Source organism: Streptomyces fuscigenes (assembly GCF_021556455.1).
Classification (GTDB): domain Bacteria; phylum Actinomycetota; class Actinomycetes; order Streptomycetales; family Streptomycetaceae; genus Streptomyces; species Streptomyces fuscigenes.
The window spans coordinates 1-20,086 of sequence record NZ_JAKGCV010000060.1 but is presented as its reverse complement, the minus strand read 5'-3'; the positions used below and the strand labels follow the sequence as shown (position 1 = coordinate 20,086).

Sequence of the window (20,086 nt, the reverse complement as noted above, 5' to 3'; positions counted from 1 at the left end):
CGAGGCCGCTCCCGCGCCGCCCGCTCCCGCGCCGCCCGCCGCCCCCGCGGCCGGCGCGTCCAGCTGGGCCCGTACGGTTGCCACGGCGCGGGGCAGCACGTCGAGGAACCGCTCCACCTCGGCCAGGTCGGTGCCGCGCGGCAGCGACACCCGGACGTTGCCCTCCGAGAGCACGCCCATGGCGCGCAGCACGTGGCTCGGCGTCAGGGTGTCGCTCGTGCACGACGAGCCCGACGAGACGGAGAAGCCGTCGCGGTCCAGCTCGTGCAGCAGCGCCTCCCCGTCGACATAGAGACAGGAGAAGGTGACGAGGTGCGGCAGCCGGGCGACCGGATCGCCCACCACCTCCACGTCCGGGACCAGTTCCGGCACCCGCGCCCGGATGAGGTCCACCAGGGCGGACAGCCGCCGCGCCTCCTCCGCGGCCTCCTGGCGCACCGCGCGCAGCGACGCCGCGGCGGCCACCACGGCCGGCAGGTTCACGAACCCCGGAACCCGCCCCGACTCCCGCTCGTCGAAGGGGCCTTGCGGGGCGAACCGCACCCCCTTGCGCACCACGAGCAGCCCCACCCCCGCCGGGCCGCCCCACTTGTGGGCGCTCGCCGCGAGCAGCGACCAGGCGCCGCCGACCGGGCCCCAGCCCAGCGACTGGGCCGCGTCGACCAGCAGCGGCACCCCCCGCTCCCGGCATGCCTCGGCCACCTCGGCGACCGGCTGCACGGTGCCCACCTCGTGGTTGGCGGACTGGAGGCACGCCAGCGCCGTGCCGGGCCCCAGGGCGCCCGCGAAGCCCTCGGGCGACACGGCGCCGTGCCGCCCGACCGGCACCTCCGTGACCGGCCCGTCCGGCCCGGCGGCCGCGCGGGCGGCGTGCAGCACCGAGGAGTGCTCGACCGCCGAGACCACCACGCGCGAACCGACACGCCGACGCCCGAAACGGGCCCCGGCGACCCCGGCGTGGACCGCCTGCGTCCCCGAAGGAGTGAAAACCAGTTCGTCCGCGCGGCATCCGACGGCCTCCGCGGCGGCCTCCCTCGCCGAGTCGAGGAGCAGCGCGGCGCGCCTGCCCTCCCGGTACAGGCGGGCCGGATCGGCCCACCCCTCGTCGAGCGAGGCCTGCAGAGCCTGGCGGGCCACGGGGTGCAGCGGCGCGGAGGAGGCCGAGTCGAAGTAGGACACGCCGCGAGGCTAACCCGGGCCGCGCGCCGCGCCCGGAGGGAGTGTCAGAACGGGGGCCCGGCGGGGGCTTGAATCCCTTCGTGGATTCGGACGGCGCGTTGGGCACCCTCCCCGCGCGACGCCAAATAGCGTCCAGTAGGGTTTGGTCCGCATAAACATCAAACCCCTGCCCGTGACCGGGCCGGCGACGACCGAGACGGCCGCAGCCGGCCGCGCGGGCGAGACTCTCGGGAAGGCGCTACGTGAGTCCCAACGGCTCCGACCGCTCGTCGCGGCGCCCGATGCGGCGGAAGCTGCCGCAGGTGGTGCTGACCGCGGGCCTGATCATGGTGACCGCCACCGGTTGCTCGTACAAGGATTTCCCACGCCTTGGTCTACCGTCTCCGGTCACGGAGCAGGGACCTCGCGTCCTCTCCCTCTGGCAGGGATCATGGGCCGCGGCGTTGGTGGTCGGCTGCCTCGTCTGGGGCCTGATCATCTGGAGCGTCATCTTCCACCGGCGCAGCCGCACGAAGATCGAAGTTCCTCCGCAGACCCGGTACAACCTCCCGATCGAGATGTTGTACACCGTGGTTCCGCTGATCATCGTCTCGGTGTTCTTCTACTTCACCGCACGCGATGAGTCGAAGCTGCTCGACCTCTCCCCGAAGCCGGCCCACACCATCAACGTGGTGGGCTACCAGTGGAGCTGGGCCTTCAACTACGTCGAGAACGTGGACGGCAACGACTCGACGGGTTCGAAGATCCCGAGCGAGCTCAGCTCCATCCCGGACAAGTTCACGAAGGCCTTCCCCAAGGGCGCAGAGGGCGTCTACGACGCGGGTGTCCCGGGCGAGCGCAACCCCCAGACCGGCAACCCCGGTCCGACGCTCTGGCTTCCCAAGGGCGAGAAGGTGCGGTTCGTGCTGACGTCGCGTGACGTCATCCACGACTTCTGGGTCGTGCCGTTCCTCATGAAGATGGACGACATCCCGGGCCACGCCAACTCCTTCGAGGTCACGCCGACCCAGGAAGGCACCTTCCGCGGGAAGTGCGCCGAGCTCTGCGGCGTGGACCACTCGCGGATGCTCTTCAACGTCAAGATCGTCTCTCCGGAGCGCTACGAGCAGCACCTGAAGGACCTGGCGAAGAAGGGCCAGAACGGCTACGTCCCGGCGGGCATCGCCCAGACGGGCCCGGCCAGGAACGCGGAGGACAAGACACTGTGAGCATCCTCAACGAACAATCACAGGGTGCCGAGGACGAGGACTCGTACCAGAACGAGATGCCCGTCCGCAGCCGGCAGCCCGGCAACGTGGTCGTGAAGTGGGTGACCACGACAGACCACAAGACGATCGGGTCGCTCTACCTGATCACGTCGTTCGCGTTCTTCTGCATCGGCGGTGTGCTCGCGCTCTTCATGCGCGCCGAGCTGGCCCGTCCGGGTCTGCAGATCCTGTCGAACGAGCAGTTCAACCAGGCGTTCACGATGCACGGCACGATCATGCTGCTGATGTTCGCGACGCCGCTGTTCGCCGGGTTCGCCAACTGGATCATGCCGCTGCAGATCGGGGCGCCCGACGTGGCGTTCCCGAGGCTCAACGCGTTCGCCTACTGGCTGTACCTGTTCGGCTCGATCATCGCCGTCGGCGGCTTCCTCACCCCCCAGGGTGCGGCCGACTTCGGCTGGTTCGCCTACTCGCCGCTGTCCAACGCGGTCAACTCGCCCGGTGTGGGCGGCGACATGTGGATCATGGGTCTGGCCTTCTCCGGCTTCGGCACGATCCTCGGCTCGGTCAACTTCATCACCACGATCATCTGCATGCGCGCGCCCGGCATGACGATGTTCCGCATGCCGATCTTCACCTGGAACGTGCTGCTGACCGGTGTGCTGGTCCTGCTGGCATTCCCCGTCCTGGCCGCCGCGCTGTTCGCGCTGGAGGCCGACCGCAAGTTCGGAGCGCATGTCTTCGACGCGGCGAACGGCGGGGCGTTGCTGTGGCAACACCTCTTCTGGTTCTTCGGCCATCCAGAGGTGTACATCATCGCGATCCCGTTCTTCGGGATCATCTCCGAGGTCATCCCGGTCTTCAGCCGCAAGCCGATGTTCGGCTACATCGGCCTGGTCGCCGCGACGATCTCCATCGCCGGCCTGTCCGTGACCGTGTGGGCCCACCACATGTACGTGACCGGCGGCGTGCTCCTGCCGTTCTTCTCGTTCATGACGTTCCTCATCGCGGTACCGACCGGTGTGAAGTTCTTCAACTGGATCGGCACGATGTGGAAGGGGTCCCTCTCCTTCGAGACCCCGATGCTCTGGACCGTCGGCTTCCTGATCACCTTCGCCTTCGGTGGTCTGACCGGCGTCATCCTGGCGTCCCCGCCGCTCGACTTCCACGTCTCGGACTCGTACTTCGTGGTGGCGCACTTCCACTACGTGGTGTTCGGCACCGTGGTGTTTGCGATGTTCGCGGGATTCCACTTCTGGTGGCCCAAGTTCACCGGCAAGATGCTGGACGAGCGCCTCGGCAAGATCACGTTCTGGACGCTGTTCGTCGGCTTCCACGGCACGTTCCTGGTGCAGCACTGGCTGGGCGCCGAGGGCATGCCCCGCCGCTACGCGGACTACCTCGCCAGCGACGGCTTCACCACGCTGAACACGATCTCCACGATCAGCTCGTTCCTGCTCGGCCTGTCGATCCTGCCGTTCCTCTACAACGTCTGGAAGACCGCCAAGTACGGCAAGAAGGTCGAGGTCGACGACCCGTGGGGTTACGGCCGCTCGCTCGAGTGGGCCACGTCCTGCCCGCCGCCGCGGCACAACTTCCTCACGCTGCCGCGCATCAGGTCCGAGTCGCCCGCGTTCGACCTGCACCACCCGGAGATCGCCGCGCTCGACCAGCTCGCGCACGTCGAGGACGGCAAGGCCCTGGCCGGCAGCGGCAGCGGCAGCGGCAAGGAGGCCGGCAAGTGAGGATCCAAGGACGGCTCTTTCTCTGGCTGAGCCTCTTCGTCCTGATCGTCGCGATCGTCTACGGCTACTGGTCGCGGGAGACCGCGGGCACGGTGGCGCTGTTCCTGGCCTTCGGCCTGGCGCTGATGATCGGCTTCTACCTGTCCTTCACGGCCGCCCGCATGGACGCGCTGGCGCAGGACAACAAGGACGCCGACGTCGCCGACGAGGCCGGCGAGGTCGGGTTCTTCTCCCCGCACAGCTGGGCCCCCGTCTCGCTCGGCGTCGGCGGCGCGCTCGCCTTCCTCGCCGTCGCGATGGGCTGGTGGCTGCTGTACTTCTCGGCGCCGCTGATCATGCTCGGCCTGTGGGGCTGGGTCTTCGAGTACTACCACGGCGAAAACCGGAACCAGTAGCACACGGCACACCCCGAGGGACCCGGACACTCCGACACGGAGGGTCCGGGTCCCTCTTTTGCCACACCTGCCGCGCCAGGGCTGACGAACCTTCATAGCGTGAGGCCATGAACGACATGCCTCGCTACCGCACCGTTGCCGGCTGCGCCCTGCTGCTCGCGTCCCTCGGGGCGGGGGCGGCGGCGTGCGGGAGCACGGACAGCGGCAAGCTCTCCTCCCACCCCTACAACGCGGCCGACCAGGTCTCGTTCGGCGTGGCGAAGGACAAGAAGCCCGTCCCCCTCAACAAGCCCCTGGAGATCACCGCCAAGGACGGCGACGGACGCATCACGGACGTCACCGCCGTCGACACCGCGGGCCACCACCTCGCCGGCGAACTCGCCGCCGACGGCCTGCGCTGGCACTCCACCGCACCCCTGACCGCCGGCACCCACTACACCGTGCACGTGTCCACCGAGAACGACGACGGCAAGCCGGGGAGCCGCAAGCTCTCCTTCGACACCGCCCGCCCCCCGTCCACCAAGCAGCTCAAGGTCAGCTTCGGCCCGCACGCGGGCGAGTACGGCGTGGGTGAGCCCATCACGGCCCAGCTCAGCACGCCCGTCAAGGCCCCGGCGGCCCGCGCCGTCGTGGAGCGCTCGCTGAAGGTCAGCTCCGTGCCCGCCACGGAGGGTTCCTGGTACTGGGTCGACTCCACCCATCTGCACTACCGCCCGCAGGAGTACTGGCCGGCCCACGCCACCGTGAAGGCCACGAGCAACCTCGCCGGCGTCAAGGTCGACGGGAAGCTCTACGGCGGCGCGTCGAAGCCCCTGTCCATCACCACCGGCGACAGCGTGATCGCCGTCACGGACGCCTCCGCGCACCGCATGAAGGTCTACCGCAACGGCAAGGAGATCAACGACCTGCCCGTCACCACGGGCAAGCCCGGCTTCGAGACCCGCGAGGGCATCAAGGTCGTCCTGGAGAAGCAGGCCTTCGTGCAGATGCGCAGTGCCACCGTCGGCATCGCCGCGGGCAGCTCCGACTCGTACGACCTGCCGGTCCACTGGGCCACCCGGGTGACGTGGAGCGGCGAGTACGTGCACGCCGCGCCCTGGTCCGTCGGCTCGCAGGGCTCCGCGAACACCAGCCACGGCTGCACCGGCATGTCGACCGACGACGCCGAGTGGTTCTTCGACACCGTCCGTCCGGGCGACGTCGTCAAGGTCGTCAACAGCGAGGGCGACGAGATGACCCCGTTCGACAACGGCATCGGCGACTGGAACCTGGACTGGAAGGAATGGCAGAAGGGGAGCGCCATACAAGGCGGTGGCTCGACCACCGGCACGGACAAGAACGACGGCGCCTCCACCCAGAACGTGGTCCAGGCCTCCCGCCTGCGCCCGGCCGTCTGATCGAGCCCACGAGCCACCCGCAGAACCCCGGACGCGACAGTGCCGCTCCCGGGCCCGCAAGGGCCCACGGAGCGGCACTGCCGCGTCATGTGCGCTTCCGCCGGGGGCGGGGAGCGCCCGCCCGCGGCGCGGCGGGCGGGGCAGGGCCGCTCAGGCCCCGACGGCCAGCCTCTGGCGCAGGAGCGAGGCGAGCGCGTTCGCGAGGTCCACGGGTTCCACCGGAAGAGTGACGGCCGCGTCGGCGCGGCTCCACGTGGCGAGCCAGGCGTCCTGCGGGCGCCCGATCAGCAGCAGCACCGGTGGGCAGCGGAAGACCTCGTCCTTGATCTGCCGGCACACGCCCATGCCCCCGGCCGGAACCGTCTCGCCGTCCAGGACGCAGACGTCGATGCCGCCCCGGTCCAGGGCGTCCAGCACGGCGGGCAGCGTCGCGCACTCCAGGAACTCGACCTGGGGCACGTCGGCCGCGGGCCTGCGTCCGGCGGCCAGCCGTACCTGCTCGCGGGTGTTCGCGTCGTCGCTGTAGACAAGCACGGTGGCGGTCGACCGCATTGTTCCTCCAGGACTTGAGGCGTCTGCGAGGCCCCGCGGCGGAGATCCGCCACGGCGCCGATGGCCGGATGCTACTCCGTCCCACGCTCTGTCAGCACCGGTCCGTACACGTCCATTGACCCTGTGGGGTGAGCCGTTCGGGCTGGACACAGGGCACAGACACACCGAACGGCACCCCGGGAGTGAGGGCGGGATAAGCGACCGACATAATGTCGGTCGTGGCGACAGCAACGACAGTAGAAACCGGGCCCGCGCACCCGACGGTCAATCGGCCGAACCTCACCAGCGTCGGAACGATCATCTGGTTGAGTTCCGAGCTGATGTTCTTCGCGGCCCTCTTCGCGATGTACTTCACCCTGCGTTCGGTGACCGGCGAGGCGCACTGGAAGGCCATGGCCTCGCACCTGAACGTGCCGTTCTCGGCGGGCAACACCACGATCCTGGTGCTCTCCTCCCTCACCTGCCAGCTCGGCGTGTTCGCCGCCGAGCGCGGTGACGTGAAGAAGCTCCGCGCCTGGTTCGTGCTCACGTTCGTCATGGGTGCGATCTTCATCGGCGGCCAGATCTTCGAATACACGAACCTGGTCAGGGAGGACGGCATCTCGCTCTCCTCCGACCCGTACGGTTCGGTGTTCTACCTGACCACCGGCTTCCACGGCATGCACGTGACGGGCGGCCTCATCGCCTTCCTGTTCGTGCTCGGCCGGACGTACGTGGCCAAGAGATTCACTCACGAGCAGGCTACGGCCGCCATCGTCGTGTCCTACTACTGGCACTTCGTCGATGTCGTCTGGATCGGCCTTTTCGCCACGATCTACCTGATCAAGTAGCGGGGCTCGCGCCCGACGCGCTCGCACACACTCCAGAAGCACCGACGCAGAAGATCCTGACACCGGGGTAATCCGTGAAAAAGCTCTCCGCACGACGACGCCACCCGCTGGCGGCGGTCGTCGTCCTACTCCTCGCGCTGGCGGCCACAGGGGGGCTGTATGCCGCGTTCGCGCCCGCGGACAAGGCGCAAGCTGACACCGCCGCGCAGTCCCTCAACATCGACGAGGGCAAGAAGCTCTACGACGTCGGCTGTGCCAGTTGCCACGGAACCGGTGGTCAGGGCAGCTCCGACGGGCCGAGCCTGGTCGGCGTGGGCTCCGCCGCCGTCGACTTCCAGGTCAGCACCGGCCGCATGCCCGCGAAGCAGCCCGGCCCGCAGATCGAGAAGAAGGCGAACACCTACTCCAACAAGGAGATCTCGCAGCTGGCCGCCTACGTCGCCTCGCTCGGCGCCGGCCCCGGCATCCCCTCCTCGCAGGAGTACGACCCGGCCGGTTCGGACGTCGCCAAGGGCGGCGAACTGTTCCGGACGAACTGCACCCAGTGCCACAACTTCAGCGGTGAGGGCGGCGCGCTGACCAACGGCAAGTTCGCCCCCGACCTCGAAGGCGTCTCGGCGAAGCACATCTACGAGGCCATGCAGACCGGCCCGCAGAACATGCCGTCCTTCCCGGACACGACGATGCCGTCTGCGCAGAAGAAGCAGATCATCGCCTACATCAAGACGGTCAACGCCTCGCAGTCCGAGTCGCCCGGCGGTCTGTCGCTCGGTGGTCTCGGCCCCGTCAGTGAGGGCCTGTTCGCCTGGATCTTCGGTCTGGGTGCCCTCATCGCCGTCGCCGTCTGGATCGCGGCCCACACCGCTAAGGCCAAGAAGTCATGAGCAGCCAAGACAACTCCCCAGAAGAGCACCTGCCGAGTGAGCAGGGCGCGCACGGCGGTGCCGTGGCGCGCAAGGACGATCCGTTCGCGGACCCGGGACTGCCCCCGCACCTCCCGCGCATCCAGGACATCGACGAGCGCGCGGCCAGGCGGTCCGAGCGCACCGTCGCCTTCCTGTTCGTCCTGTCGATGCTGGCCACGGTGGCGTTCATCGCCTCGTACGTGGCGTTCCCGATCGACAAGATCGTGTACGTGTTCCCCTTCGGGCACGTCAGCATCCTCAACTTCGCCCTCGGCATCACTCTGGGCCTCGCGCTCTTCTGCATCGGCGCGGGCGCCGTGCACTGGGCCAGGACGCTGATGTCCGACCGCGAGGTCCCGGACGACCGGCACGCCATCGAGGCGCCGCCGGAGGTGCGGGCGAAGGTCATGCAGGACTTCGCCGACGGTGCCGCCGAGTCCGGCTTCGGCCGCCGCAAGCTGATCCGGAACACGATGTTCGGCGCCATGGCGCTCGTGCCGCTCTCCGGTGTCATGCTGCTGCGCGACCTGGGCCCGCTGCCCGAGAAGAAGCTCCGCTCCACCATGTGGGCCAAGGGCAAGCAGCTCATCAACATGAACACGAACCAGCCGCTGCGTCCCGAGGACGTCGCCGTCGGCTCGCTGACCTTCGCCATGCCGGAAGGCCTGAAGGAGGAGAACGCGGACTTCCAGGAGCAGATCGCGAAGGCCGCGCTGATGATCGTCCGCATCCAGCCGGACGAGATCAAGAACAAGCGCGAGCTGGACTGGTCGCACCAGGGCATCGTCGCCTTCTCCAAGATCTGCACCCACGTCGGCTGCCCCATCAGCCTCTACGAGCAGCAGACGCACCACGTTCTGTGCCCGTGCCACCAGTCCACCTTCGACCTCTCCGACGGTGCCAAGGTCATCTTCGGCCCGGCCGGCCACGCTCTCCCGCAGCTGCGGATCGGCGTCAACGGCCAGGGCAACCTCGAGGCGCTCGGCGACTTCGACGAGCCCGTCGGTCCTGCCTTCTGGGAGCGCGGATGAGTACTGCGGAAGAAAACCCCCGAGCAGCCGCCGGCGAGCGCATCGCGGACTGGGCTGACGGCCGGCTGGGGATCTACTCCCTGGCCAAGGCCAACATGCGCAAGATCTTCCCGGACCACTGGTCCTTCATGCTGGGCGAGGTCTCGCTCTACAGCTTCATCATCATCATCCTCACGGGTGTGTACCTGACGCTGTTCTTCCACCCCTCGATGAACGAGGTGGTGTACCACGGCAGTTACGTCCCGCTCCAGGGCATCCGGATGTCCGAGGCGTTCAACTCCACGGTGAACATCAGCTTCGACGTCCGCGGTGGCCTGCTCGTGCGGCAGATCCACCACTGGGCCGCGCTGATCTTCCTCGCGGCGATGTTCGTGCACATGATGCGCGTGTTCTTCACCGGCGCGTTCCGCAAGCCGCGTGAGGTCAACTGGCTGTTCGGCTTCCTGCTGTTCGTCCTGGGCATGTTCACCGGCTTCACCGGCTACTCGCTCCCGGACGACCTGCTCTCCGGCACCGGTGTCCGCTTCATGGAGGGCGCGATCCTGTCCGTGCCGATCGTCGGCACGTACCTGTCGATGTTCCTCTACGGCGGCGAGTTCCCCGGCGGCGACTTCGTCTCCCGGTTCTACTCGATCCACATCCTCCTGCTGCCCGGCATCATGCTGGGCCTGGTGGCGGCCCACCTGATCCTGGTCTTCTACCACAAGCACACGCAGTTCGCGGGCCCCGGCCGCACGGAGAAGAACGTCGTCGGCATGCCGCTGCTGCCGATCTACATCGCCAAGGCGGGCGGCTTCTTCTTCCTGGTCTTCGGCCTCATCGCGATGGTCGCCGCGATCGCGACGATCAACCCGATCTGGGCGATCGGGCCCTACCGGCCCGACCAGGTGTCGACCGGCGCCCAGCCCGACTGGTACATGGGCTTCTCCGAGGGCCTGATCCGCGTGATGCCCGGCTGGGAGATCAACTTCGCGGGGCACACGCTCGTCCTGGGCGTGTTCATCCCGCTGGTCGTCTTCCCGCTGGTGCTGGCCGTCATCGCGATCTACCCGTTCCTGGAGGCCTGGGTCACCGGGGACCGGCGCGAGCACCACATCGCGGACCGGCCGCGCAACGCGCCGACCCGTACCGCGTTCGGCGCCGCCTGGATCTCCTGGTACTTCGTCCTGCTCGTCGGCGGCGGCAACGACATCTTCGCCACGCACTTCCACCTGTCGATCAACTCGATCACCTGGTTCGTGCGCGTCTCGTTCTTCGTCGTCCCGGTCCTCGTCTTCCTCGCCACCAAGCGGGTCTGCATGGGCCTGCAGCGGCGCGACGCCGAGAAGGTGCTGCACGGGCGCGAGTCCGGGCTCATCAAGCGGCTGCCGCACGGCGAGTTCGTCGAGGTCCACACCCCGCTCGAACAGGGCGACCTGCACCGGCTCACGGCGCACGAGCAGTACGCGCCGCTCGCCGTCGGTGAGACGACGGACGAGAACGGCGTGGAGCGCAGGCTCGGCCGCGGCGAGAAGCTGCGGGCGAAGCTCAGCAAGGGCTACTACGGCGAGGGGAACCAGATCCCCAAGCCGACCGCCGAGGAGTACGAGGAGATCACCAGCGGCCACGGCCACCACTGATCCCCGTCCCGCGACGGGACGCCATCGCCACGCACCGGGCCCCGGCCCGGTCCCTCACGGGGGACCGGCCGGGGCCCGGCCGCGTGCCGCGGGCGCCACCCGCGACCGGCCGGGGCCCGCGCGCCGATAGGCTACGGACCGGCGGCGGCCCGGTGCCCGGAAGGCGGCGGGGCGCCCTGCCGAACGAGACGAGCCGGCGGGTTCCGCCGGTCGAGGACACCCACCCCAGGAGCGACCATGAGCGCTGTGACCCCCGTCGGAGGCGACACCGTGGCGGTCCCCACCTGGCCGGGCATCCTCAACGCACTGCTGCGCGGCGAGGACCTGAGCACCGCTCAGACCGCGTGGGCGATGGACCGCATCATGAGCGGCGAGGCCACGGACGTGCAGATCGCCGGGTTCGCGGTGGCGCTGCGGGCCAAGGGCGAGACGGTCGAGGAGGTCTCCGGCCTCGTCGAGGCGATGTACCGGCACGCCCGGACCATCGAGGTGCCCGGCCGCACGGTCGACATCGTCGGGACCGGCGGCGACCTGGCGAAGACCGTCAACATCTCGACCATGGCCGCGATCGTCGTGGCGGGCACGGGCGCGAAGGTCGTCAAGCACGGCAGCCGCGCCTCCTCGTCGGCGAGCGGCGCCTCGGACGTGCTGGGCAAGCTCGGCGTCAATCTGGAGCTGACTCCCGAGCGGGTGGTGGAGGTCGCCGAGGAGGCGGGCATCACCTTCTGCTTCGCGATCCGCTTCCACCCGGCGCTGCGGCACGCGGCGACCGCACGGCGCGAACTCGGCGCCCAGACGACGTTCAACATCCTCGGCCCGCTCACCAACCCGGCCCGGGTGCGCGCCCAGGCGGTGGGTGTCGCGGACGCCCGCATGGCGCCCATCGTCGCGGGCGTGCTGGCCGACCGGGGCAACTCGGCCCTGGTCTTCCGGGGCGACGACGGCCTCGACGAGCTGACGACGACGGCGACGTCCACGGTGTGGCGCGTCCGCGACGGCCGCGTCGAGCGGGAGTCCTTCGACCCGCGCTCGGTGGGACTGGACCTGGTCCCCGTCTCGGCCCTGCGCGGGCAGGACGCCTCGTACAACGCGGAGGTCGCCAGACGCCTCCTGGCGGGCGAACCGGGCCCGGTCCGCGAGGCCGTCCTGCTGAACGCGGCCGCCGCGCTGGTGGCCCTGGACCAGACGGACGACGCGCTGCCGGTGCAGTTGACGGCGGGCCTCGCGCGGGCGGCGGAGTCCGTCGACTCCGGCGCCGCGGCCCGTGTCCTGGCGGGCTGGGTCGAGGCGAGCAACGCCGAGCGCTGAGGCGCGCGGCGCGCCGGGTCGCGCCGTACGCGCACGGAGAGCCCCCGCCGACCGGGCGGGGGCGGTCCGTGCGCGGGCCCGCCCGCGGGTCCGGGTGCGATGGCCGCCGGAGGGCGGCGGCCGCCTCCCGGACGGGCGGCGGACTACGAGCGGATCGTCATCCGCAGTTCGTGCCGTTCTTCCCGCCGGAATCGGAGCCGATTACTCCGATCCAGTCGACGCACTTTCCCGCCGCGCTGAGGTACACGGGCCCGGCGTACGTCGTGTACTGGCCGTTGTCGTACTTGATCAGGCCATTGTGAATGGCGATCCCCGCGTACATGTTGATGGTGGCGCCCGGTGCGTTCCGGACCGTCACCACGCAGTTGTCGCCGGTCGCGGAACTGTACGTGAGGAAAATCGTCCCCGACGTGCCGACCGCGGCGGAGTTCACCACGGTGTAGCCGCTGCCGCACGCGCCATTGTAGGAGGCGGCGGCCGCGGTGGGGGCGGCACTCGCGGCGGGTGCCGCGACCACCGCCAGGCCCGCGACGGACGCGCCGGCGGCGAGCACCGCGGCAATTCTCTTCTTCACTGACGTCATTCTCTCCCCTTCAGAATGGGTGGTGAAGCGCCCGTCGATACTGGCGTTCGGATTTGGGCGGGACAAGAGGATGAAGTGAACCAAAAGTGCATAGGGGAAAAGAATCCTCCGTGATGCAGGACACCTCCGCGAGGTGTTTGGGGCGCTGATCGGGCTGCTTTGTTCCGCCGGTCTCCCGAGGGGTATTGCGCGCACCGGCAGGGGTATTTCGCCGCGGGACCCGCGGAAATCCCGCGGGCCGCACGGACCGGACCCATTCCTTCCGTACTCGCACGCGCTGCGTCGTCCCCGCCCGGACCGGGAGCGCGGCCCCGGCCCCCGGAGCGGCTCGTACGCGTGTGGCATACTCGCCCCCAAGGTCATGAGTGACAGCGACTACGGCCCCGGCCCGCTGTCCGGCAACCCTCCGTCCGTGGCGGGGTGCCCCGGGTGAAGACCAGGCCGTGGGCAGCGAGGTCCGCGGCAAGCGCGGGCCCTGCGTTTCCACTGGGGTCCAGGTCCTCAGAGGGAGCTGTCCGTGAACACGCGAATGCGATAGGCGCCCCGCGCCCCTCCGTGTCCACTCACCCGCACGACCACGAAGGCTTCGCCATGTCCGCATACCTGGATGCCCCTGCCGCCCCCACCGCCCCCGGCCCCGCCGCGACGTCCGCCCCGGCCCTGCCGGCGCCGCTGCCGGTGCTCGGCACGGACGTCGACGTGCCGCTCGCCGACGGCACCGAAGTGCCCTACGCCGCCCTCGACTACGCGGCCAGCGCCCCCGCTCTGCGGCGGGTGTGGGACGACGTGGCCGCGTACGCGCCGTACTACGGCAGCGTGCACCGCGGCGCCGGTTACCTCTCCCGCCTGTCCACGGACCTCTTCGAGGCCAGCCGCCGCACGGTCGCCGAGTTCCTCGGCTGCCGCCCGGACGACCAGGTCGTCTTCACCCGCTCGACCACCGACTCGCTCAACCTGCTGGCCGGCGCGCTGCCGGAGGGCTGCGAGGTCTTCGTCTTCGAGACCGAGCACCACGCGGCCCTGCTGCCGTGGCAGCGCACGGCGCGGGTGAGCGTCCTCGACGCGCCCCGCAGCCCGGTCGCCGCGGTGGCCACCCTGGAGGCGGCGCTGGCCGGGCGCGACACCGCGCGGCCCGCCCTCGTGTGCGTGACGGGCGCGTCCAACGTGACCGGCGAGCTGTGGCCGGTGCCGGAACTGGCCGCGGCCGCGCACCGCCACGGGGCCCGGATCGTCCTGGACGCCGCCCAGCTGGTGCCCCACCTGCCGGTCGACGTGGCGGCGCTCGACGTGGACTGGGTCGCCTTCTCCGGACACAAGCTCTACGCCCCGTTCGGCGCCGGGGTCCTCGCGGGCCGCGCCGACTGGCTGCGCGCCGCCGACCCCTACCTGGCCGGCGGCGGGGCCACCCGCAGCGTCGTGCGCACGGCCGACGGGGGCGTCGGCATCGACTGGAACGTCGACGACTCGCGCCACGAGGCGGGTTCGCCCAACGTGATCGGGGCCTATGCCATCGCGTCGGCCTGCCGGGCGCTGACGGAGGCCGGCTTCGAGCACCTCGCCGCCCGCGAGCAGGCGCTGCTCGGCCGGCTGACGTCGGCGCTCGCCGAGCTGCCGCGCGTGCGGGTCCTCGGCCTCTTCGGCGAGGGCGCGCACCGTGTCGGCGTGCTGTCCTTCGTCGTGGACGGTTACGACAGCGCCGCCTTCGCGGCCGCCCTGTCGGACCGCTACGGCATCGGCGTGCGCGACGGGCTGTTCTGCGCGCACCCGCTCGTGCGCCTGCTGACGGGGGCCGAGGACGGCGACGCGTGCGGGGACGGGCCGCTGAACGCGGTGCGTGTCAGCTTCGGCGCCGGGACGCCCGAGGAGCACGTGGACCGCTTCGTCACGGCGGTGCGGGAGCTGACCGCCTGACGGCGGCGTGCGCGGATGCCCGGGCCCCGGCAGGTCCGGGCGCCGCGCGGCCGGGCCGCGCGGAGGTCAGGCCGCCCGGGGCGGGGCCGCGGGGCGTGGGCCCGACGGGCCGGCTCAGGCGTCGAGGCCGATGGAGAAGGCCGCTTCCAGGTCGTGCTGCGAATAGGCGCGGAACGCGACGTGCGTGTCCGTCGCCTCGACGCCCCGGATCTTGCTGATGCTGCCGGGGATCACGTCCGCCAGGTCGTCGTGCCGGGCCACCCGCACCATCGCGATCAGGTCGTACGTGCCCGTCACCGAGAACACCTCCGTGACGCTCTCCAGCGCCGCGATCGACTCGGCGATCTCGGGGATCCGGTCGACGCTGGTCTTGATGAGCACGATCGCGGTGATCACGGCTGTCGTTCTCCCTCGGTGGCCACGGCTGGCGTCCTCACTCTACCGGCCCGCCAGTAGCGCAGCCCCGCGTAGAGGAAGCCGCCCGTGAAGCCGACGAGGTGCGCCAGATAGGCGACCTCCGGTCCGGCGCCGCCGCCCCCCGCCTGCTGCTGCGCCAGGTATTGGAGCGCGAACCAGAACAGCAGCACGATCCAGGCGGGGAAGCGCAGCGGCAGGAAGAAGAGGAACGGGAACAGGCTCGTGACCCGCGCCTTCGGGAACAGGAAGAGGAAGGCGCCGAGCACCCCGGAGATCGCCCCCGACGCGCCGACCAGCGTCTCGTCGCTGTTCGCGTTGGCCACGGCGTACGCGGACATGGCCAGCGCGCCGAGCACCAGGTAGAAGGCCGCGAAGTGGACCCGCCCCATCCGCTCCTCGACCATCGCGCCGAACACGTGCAGGAACAGCATGTTGCCGAGCAGGTGCAGCCAGTTCCCGTGCACGAACAGGGCCGTGAGGGGGGTGATCAGGGCGTGTGGGGCACCCGCCACCAACTGGTCCGGCACGATCCCCCAGTGCCGGAGGTACGCGCTCTGCGCGCTCAGCAGCGCCTCGCCCTTCCCGTAGGCGCGATCGAAGCCCGACACTGGACTGAGCAGGAAGACCGCACAGCACAGGCCGATCAGGCCGTAGGTCACCACCGGGCTGCCCGCCGTGCGCCGTCCGATCGCGGTTGTGATCACGGACAGAGCATGACGCACCGGGACGGACCGGATCGGCCCGCCTCGCCGGATGGACGACTTCCGGAGGGGGCCGAGGCCGTAGGGTTGCGGGACCGAACGCGTCGCCACGGCGGCACGGACGCCCGGGAGGCGGTCCCCAGGAGGCCGCACGCACGGGGCACGGCGCGAGCGACGTGATGGGGTGACGGATCGTGGAGCAGCCCGCGGGCGGGGCTGACGGGACCGGCGGGGCCGCCGAGGCCGGAGCCGAGCCGTCGGAGACGTTCGACCGCCCGCTGCCCGAAGGGGTGCGGCGCAAGGTCGTCGCGCTGGTCTCCGACGCCTTCGGCGGGCTGACCGTCGCCGAGCTGCCGAGCCAGCTGCGCCAGTACGCCCGTTTCACGCCGGTGCGGCGCGCCAAGTTCGGGGGCACGGCCATGGCGGCCGCGCTGGAGACCGACCCGCTCTTCCGCCGGCGGGTCGGCGAACGGTTCGCCGAGTCCCAGCCCGAGCTGGCGGCGGCCGTGAACAACGGCTCGGCGCCGGGCGCCGCGGACCCCGTGGACGTGGCGGCGGCGGCGTACGTGCTGCGGCCGCCCGGCTGGGTGAAGCTCGTGACGGCGGCCGGCGAGGAGGCCGAGCGCGCCCAGGCGGAACGGGGCGACGAGGAGGCCCGGCGCGAGCTGGAGCGGCTGCGCGGGGAACTGGCCGCCGCGAAGACGCTGACGCGCACGGAGACCGAGCGGCTGCGCGAGGAGCTGACGGCGGCCCGCAGGGAGGGCGAGGCGCTGCACCGCAAGCTGCGCAGCGCGCTCAGCGACGTCAAGCGCGGCGAGGCGGCTCTGCGCAAGGCGGCCGCCGAGACGGAGGCCGCCCGTGCAGAGGCCGCGGCGCAGGTGTCGTCGGCGGAGAGCGAGACGCGCCGGGTCAAGGCCCGGCTGTCGGAGGCGGAGTCCGCCGTGGAGGCGGGCCGGCGCGCCGCCCGCGAGGGACGCTCGGTGGAGGACATGCGGCTGCGGCTGCTGCTCGACACCCTGCTGGAGTCGGCGCAGGGGCTGCGGCGCGAGCTGGCACTGCCGCCGGCGTCCGGGCGCCCCGCCGACACGGTCGAGGCGGTGGAGCCGGGCCGCATGTCGCCGAAGGACGTCGCGGCGCGCGCCCTGTCCTCGACCGACCCCGCGCTGCTCGACCAGTTGCTCGCGCTGCCGCAGACACACCTGCTGGTGGACGGCTACAACGTGACGAAGACCGGCTATCCGACGATGCCGCTGGAGAAGCAGCGGCTGCGGCTGCTCGGCGGCCTCTCGCTGCTCGCAGCCCAGAGCGGTGCCGAGGTGACGTGCGTGTTCGACGGTGCCGAACTGGCCGCCCCGGTCCTGCTCGCGCCGCCGCGGGGCGTACGGGTGCTGTTCTCGAAACCGGGCGTGACGGCGGACGAGTTGATCCGCCAGCTGGTGCGCGCGGAGCCGGACGGGCGGCCGGTGGTGGTCGTCTCCACGGACCGGGAGGTGGCCGACGGGGTCGCCGCGGCGGGCGCGCGTCCGGTCGCGTCCGCTCTGTTGCTGAAGCGGCTTTCGCGCTCCTGAGCAACTCCTGCGTACAATGCCCGAATTGAAGGGTGTTGAAGGGTATTGAAAGATTACCGAACGCAGCTGAACGTCAACTGTTCATTACTGTCAGTGCAAAGTCCGGATTTTATGCCCTCCTGACGAAGATTTTTGTCGCTGGGATTTGAACTGATCACAAGAAGGTCACTAAGGTCGGGTCGAACCTTCGCACGGTTGATCGCCCACCCGGGGTGAACAGTGAAGGTACCGCCGAATTCGCACAGTTCAGCTCATCACGGGGGAGCGGAACGAGCGGAGCCGGAGCCGTGGTCACTCGCCGTTCAGGGCCGGGTGCCGTGGTGCCGGTAGGCGGGTGAGGAAGAAGGAGCTCGCCTTCGTGGCGTCCCACCGTCGTCCCAAGCAGCCGAATCGCGCCCGTGTGTCGGTGCTCACCGCCATGGCAGCCGCAGCCGTCGCCCTCACCTCGCAGGCCGCGCACGCGGACCCGAAGCCGACCGTCAAGGACGTCAAGGCGAAGGTCGACGACCTGTACAAGCAGGTCGACAAGGCGACGGACAAGTACGACGGTGCCAAGGACCAGGAGTCGAAGCTCCAGAAGGACGTCGGCAACCTCCAGGACAAGGTGGCGCGCGGCCAGGCCGACCTCAACGCGATGCGCGACGCGCTCGGTTCGATGGCGACGGCCCAGTACCGCACCGGGGGCATAGACCCGTCCGTGCAGCTGTTCCTCTCCGCCGACCCGGACACCTACCTGGACAAGGCGTCCACCATGGACCAGGTGAGCTCCCAGCAGGCGGACCAGCTCCGCGCCATCCAGTCCAAGCAGCGCGAACTCGCGCAGGAGCGGCTGGAGGCCCAGGGCAAGATGAAGGACCTCGCGGACACCCGCAAGGAGCTCGGCGAGAAGAAGAAGCAGGTCCAGAGCAAGCTCGCCGACGCGAACAAGCTGCTCAACTCGCTGACCGCGCAGCAGCGGGCGCAGATGCAGCAGGAGGACCAGGAGCGCGCCAACCGCTCCAGCGAGCGCGTGGCCCTCGGCAAGGGGGTGCCCGCCTCGCAGCGCGCCGCCGTCGCGTTCGCCGCCGCTCAGACCAGACTCGGCGACCTGTACGTCTACGGCTCCACCGGTCCCAACACCTTCGACTGCTCCGGCCTGATGATGTGGTCGTACGCACAGGCCGGCGTCTCGCTGCCGCGCACCTCGCAGGCGCAGGGGACGGTCGGCCCGCACCTCTCCATGAGCCAGCTCCAGATCGGCGACCTCGTCATCATGGACGGCGGCAGCCACGTCGGCATGTGGGCGGGCAACGGGCAGGTCCTGCACGCGCCGCACACCGGCACGGTCGTCAAGTACGAGGCCGTCTCCGACATGACCTTCGACTACGGCGTCCGCGTCGGCTGACGCGGTCCCCCGTACCACCCGGCCGTCACCCCACACCGCCCGAACGGGCGAAACGCAGGGTCACCACGCTGACGCAGCGCCCCGCCGATGACCTCCGGGTCTCCGGCGGGGCGTTCGCGCTTGCGGCGAGGCGGTCGTTGGCCGCGGTGTGACCGGGCCGCTACTGTCTGCTTCCGCGCGGCACGGGCCGCGAGCGCGCACCGCGTGCGAACAGCGGAAGGGAGTGCGGCTCCTGTGGTGTCCCATCGCCGTCCACCGGTGTCAGGTCCCGGCAGGGGAGCCCGTATCGGCTCCGTGACCGCCCTGTCGGCCGCCGCGGCGGCGGCAGCCGCCCTCGGCTCCCCGCAGGCCGACGCCCAGCCGCGGGACACGCCCGAGGCAGGGCGGGCGGCCGTCGACTCGCTCCTCGCGCAGGCCGAGCGGGCCACCGACCAGTACAACGCGGCGAGCGACCGCGTCACCGACCTCGCCGCACAGGTGCGGCGCGCGCAGGACGACACGGCCCGCGGCCAGCAGCGCGTCAACACCATGCGGGGCGTCCTGAGTTCGGTCGTCGGCGCGCAGTACCGCTCCGGCGGCATCGACCCCTCGCTCGCGCTGCTGCTGACGTCCGACCCGGACACCTACCTCGAACGGGCGTCGCTGCTCGACCAGGTCGGCGCCCAGGAGACCGGCGCCCTGCACCGCCTCCAGGAGGCCGAGCGGGAGTTGCGGCAGCACCGCTCCGTCGCCGCGCACGACCTCGCCGACCTGCGCGCCGGCCGTGCCGCCGTCGCCCGGCACAAACGCACCGTCCAGGCCAGACTGGCCCGGGCCCGCGCCCTGCTGGGCGACCTGCCCGCCGGCGACCGCGACCCCTTCGGGCGCGCCTCCCGCGGCGCCGGGCGCGACCTCCTGGGGATCCCGGACGGCCCGGCGGGTCCCGCGTCCGCCCGCGCCGCGGCGGCCGTCGCCGCCGCACAAAGCGCGCTGGGCCGCCCGTACATCTGGGGCGCGAACGGCCCCGGCGGCTTCGACTGCTCCGGCCTCATGCAGTGGGCCTACGCCCGCGCCGGGGTCGGCCTGCCCCGCACCTCCCAGGCGCAGCGCTACGCGGGCCGGCGGATCCCGCTCTCCGAGGCACGCCCCGGCGACCTCGTCGCCTACCGGGCCGACGCCAGCCACATCGCCATGTACGTCGGGCACGGGCAGGTCATCCACGCGCCCTACCCGGGCGCACGGGTGCGCTACGACCCCGTCGGCATGCTCCCGATCTCGTCGGTGACGCGGGTCTGAGTCCCACCGCGGTGCGCCCGGCGCCCGCGATGGGCAACCGCGGGACGCGGCGCGCGGGCGGGGGCGGCCGCCGCGCTC

General features: G+C 70.9%; 18 protein-coding genes and 1 riboswitch. Of the genes, 13 read left to right on the top strand and 5 right to left on the bottom strand.

The window, feature by feature from the left end:
- Positions 1–1,179, bottom strand: a 1,179-nt coding sequence (locus L1885_RS08675; protein WP_235796432.1) for a cysteine desulfurase family protein, incomplete at its 3' end; no start/stop codon positions are given.
- 242 nt (positions 1,180–1,421) lie between these two features.
- Between L1885_RS08675 and ctaC the strand changes: the two genes are divergently transcribed.
- The 4 genes from ctaC (at position 1,422) to L1885_RS08655 (ending at position 5,924) form a co-directional block, all read left to right on the top strand.
- Entirely contained in the window at positions 1,422–2,387 is a 966-nt protein-coding gene (gene ctaC, locus L1885_RS08670; protein ID WP_235796431.1) for an aa3-type cytochrome oxidase subunit II, read from the top strand.
- On the top strand, positions 2,384–4,132 hold the full coding sequence (ctaD, locus tag L1885_RS08665; protein WP_372481894.1) for an aa3-type cytochrome oxidase subunit I: 1,749 nt from the start codon (positions 2,384–2,386) through the stop codon (positions 4,130–4,132). Before ctaC ends, ctaD begins: the two co-directional genes overlap by 4 nt.
- Entirely contained in the window at positions 4,129–4,527 is a 399-nt protein-coding gene (locus tag L1885_RS08660; protein ID WP_235796430.1) for a cytochrome c oxidase subunit 4, read from the top strand. The genes ctaD and L1885_RS08660 overlap by 4 nt, the downstream gene beginning before the upstream one ends.
- A 107-nt stretch (positions 4,528–4,634) precedes the next feature.
- A complete protein-coding gene (locus L1885_RS08655; RefSeq protein ID WP_235796429.1) occupies positions 4,635–5,924 on the top strand; it encodes a L,D-transpeptidase in 1,290 nt (429 codons plus the stop codon).
- Positions 5,925–6,074: 150 nt separating this feature from the next.
- Here L1885_RS08655 and L1885_RS08650 read toward each other — a convergent pair whose 3' ends face one another.
- Positions 6,075–6,476 (bottom strand): DNA-binding transcriptional response regulator, encoded by a 402-nt coding sequence (locus L1885_RS08650; RefSeq protein WP_235796428.1) that lies wholly within the window; start codon positions 6,474–6,476, stop codon positions 6,075–6,077.
- Positions 6,477–6,685: 209 nt separating this feature from the next.
- On the opposite strand from L1885_RS08650, the gene ctaE reads away from it, so the two are divergent.
- The 5 genes from ctaE (at position 6,686) to trpD (ending at position 12,169) form a co-directional block, all read left to right on the top strand.
- The gene (gene ctaE, locus L1885_RS08645) at positions 6,686–7,306 is read left to right on the top strand and encodes an aa3-type cytochrome oxidase subunit III (protein WP_235796427.1); all 621 of its coding nucleotides are present in this window, start codon (positions 6,686–6,688) and stop codon (positions 7,304–7,306) included.
- Between the two features lie 74 nt (positions 7,307–7,380).
- Complete coding sequence (gene qcrC / locus L1885_RS08640) at positions 7,381–8,190, top strand: cytochrome bc1 complex diheme cytochrome c subunit (protein WP_235796426.1); 810 nt, start codon at positions 7,381–7,383, stop codon at positions 8,188–8,190.
- On the top strand, positions 8,187–9,242 hold the full coding sequence (gene qcrA / locus L1885_RS08635; RefSeq protein ID WP_235796425.1) for a cytochrome bc1 complex Rieske iron-sulfur subunit: 1,056 nt from the start codon (positions 8,187–8,189) through the stop codon (positions 9,240–9,242). Before qcrC ends, qcrA begins: the two co-directional genes overlap by 4 nt.
- On the top strand, positions 9,239–10,861 hold the full coding sequence (qcrB, locus tag L1885_RS08630) for a cytochrome bc1 complex cytochrome b subunit (RefSeq protein WP_235796424.1): 1,623 nt from the start codon (positions 9,239–9,241) through the stop codon (positions 10,859–10,861). Before qcrA ends, qcrB begins: the two co-directional genes overlap by 4 nt.
- Positions 10,862–11,098: 237 nt before the next feature.
- Entirely contained in the window at positions 11,099–12,169 is a 1,071-nt protein-coding gene (gene trpD / locus L1885_RS08625) for an anthranilate phosphoribosyltransferase (protein ID WP_235796423.1), read from the top strand.
- Between the two features lie 157 nt (positions 12,170–12,326).
- Here trpD and L1885_RS08620 read toward each other — a convergent pair whose 3' ends face one another.
- Entirely contained in the window at positions 12,327–12,752 is a 426-nt protein-coding gene (locus L1885_RS08620) for a spore-associated protein A (protein ID WP_235796422.1), read from the bottom strand.
- Between the two features lie 357 nt (positions 12,753–13,109).
- Positions 13,110–13,227: riboswitch (SAM riboswitch) on the top strand.
- A 116-nt stretch (positions 13,228–13,343) separates the two neighbouring features.
- Between L1885_RS08620 and L1885_RS08615 the strand changes: the two genes are divergently transcribed.
- A complete protein-coding gene (locus tag L1885_RS08615; RefSeq protein ID WP_235796421.1) occupies positions 13,344–14,663 on the top strand; it encodes an aminotransferase class V-fold PLP-dependent enzyme in 1,320 nt (439 codons plus the stop codon).
- A gap of 114 nt (positions 14,664–14,777) precedes the next feature.
- On the opposite strand, the gene L1885_RS08610 is transcribed toward L1885_RS08615, so the two are convergent.
- Both L1885_RS08610 and L1885_RS08605 read right to left on the bottom strand, forming a co-directional pair.
- Positions 14,778–15,059: an Lrp/AsnC family transcriptional regulator gene (locus L1885_RS08610; RefSeq protein ID WP_235796420.1), complete on the bottom strand. Its 282-nt coding sequence runs from the start codon at positions 15,057–15,059 to the stop codon at positions 14,778–14,780.
- Positions 15,056–15,784: a rhomboid family intramembrane serine protease gene (locus L1885_RS08605; protein WP_372481893.1), complete on the bottom strand. Its 729-nt coding sequence runs from the start codon at positions 15,782–15,784 to the stop codon at positions 15,056–15,058. The genes L1885_RS08610 and L1885_RS08605 overlap by 4 nt, the downstream gene beginning before the upstream one ends.
- 191 nt (positions 15,785–15,975) lie before the next feature.
- Between L1885_RS08605 and L1885_RS08600 the strand changes: the two genes are divergently transcribed.
- The 3 genes from L1885_RS08600 to L1885_RS08590 all read left to right on the top strand — a co-directional run bounded on the left by L1885_RS08600 (position 15,976) and on the right by L1885_RS08590 (position 20,008).
- The gene (locus L1885_RS08600; protein ID WP_235796419.1) at positions 15,976–17,349 is read left to right on the top strand and encodes an NYN domain-containing protein; all 1,374 of its coding nucleotides are present in this window, start codon (positions 15,976–15,978) and stop codon (positions 17,347–17,349) included.
- A gap of 358 nt (positions 17,350–17,707) precedes the next feature.
- Entirely contained in the window at positions 17,708–18,733 is a 1,026-nt protein-coding gene (locus L1885_RS08595) for a C40 family peptidase (protein WP_235796418.1), read from the top strand.
- Between the two features lie 234 nt (positions 18,734–18,967).
- A complete protein-coding gene (locus L1885_RS08590) occupies positions 18,968–20,008 on the top strand; it encodes a C40 family peptidase (RefSeq protein ID WP_235796417.1) in 1,041 nt (346 codons plus the stop codon).
- Positions 20,009–20,086: the final 78 nt, after the last annotated feature.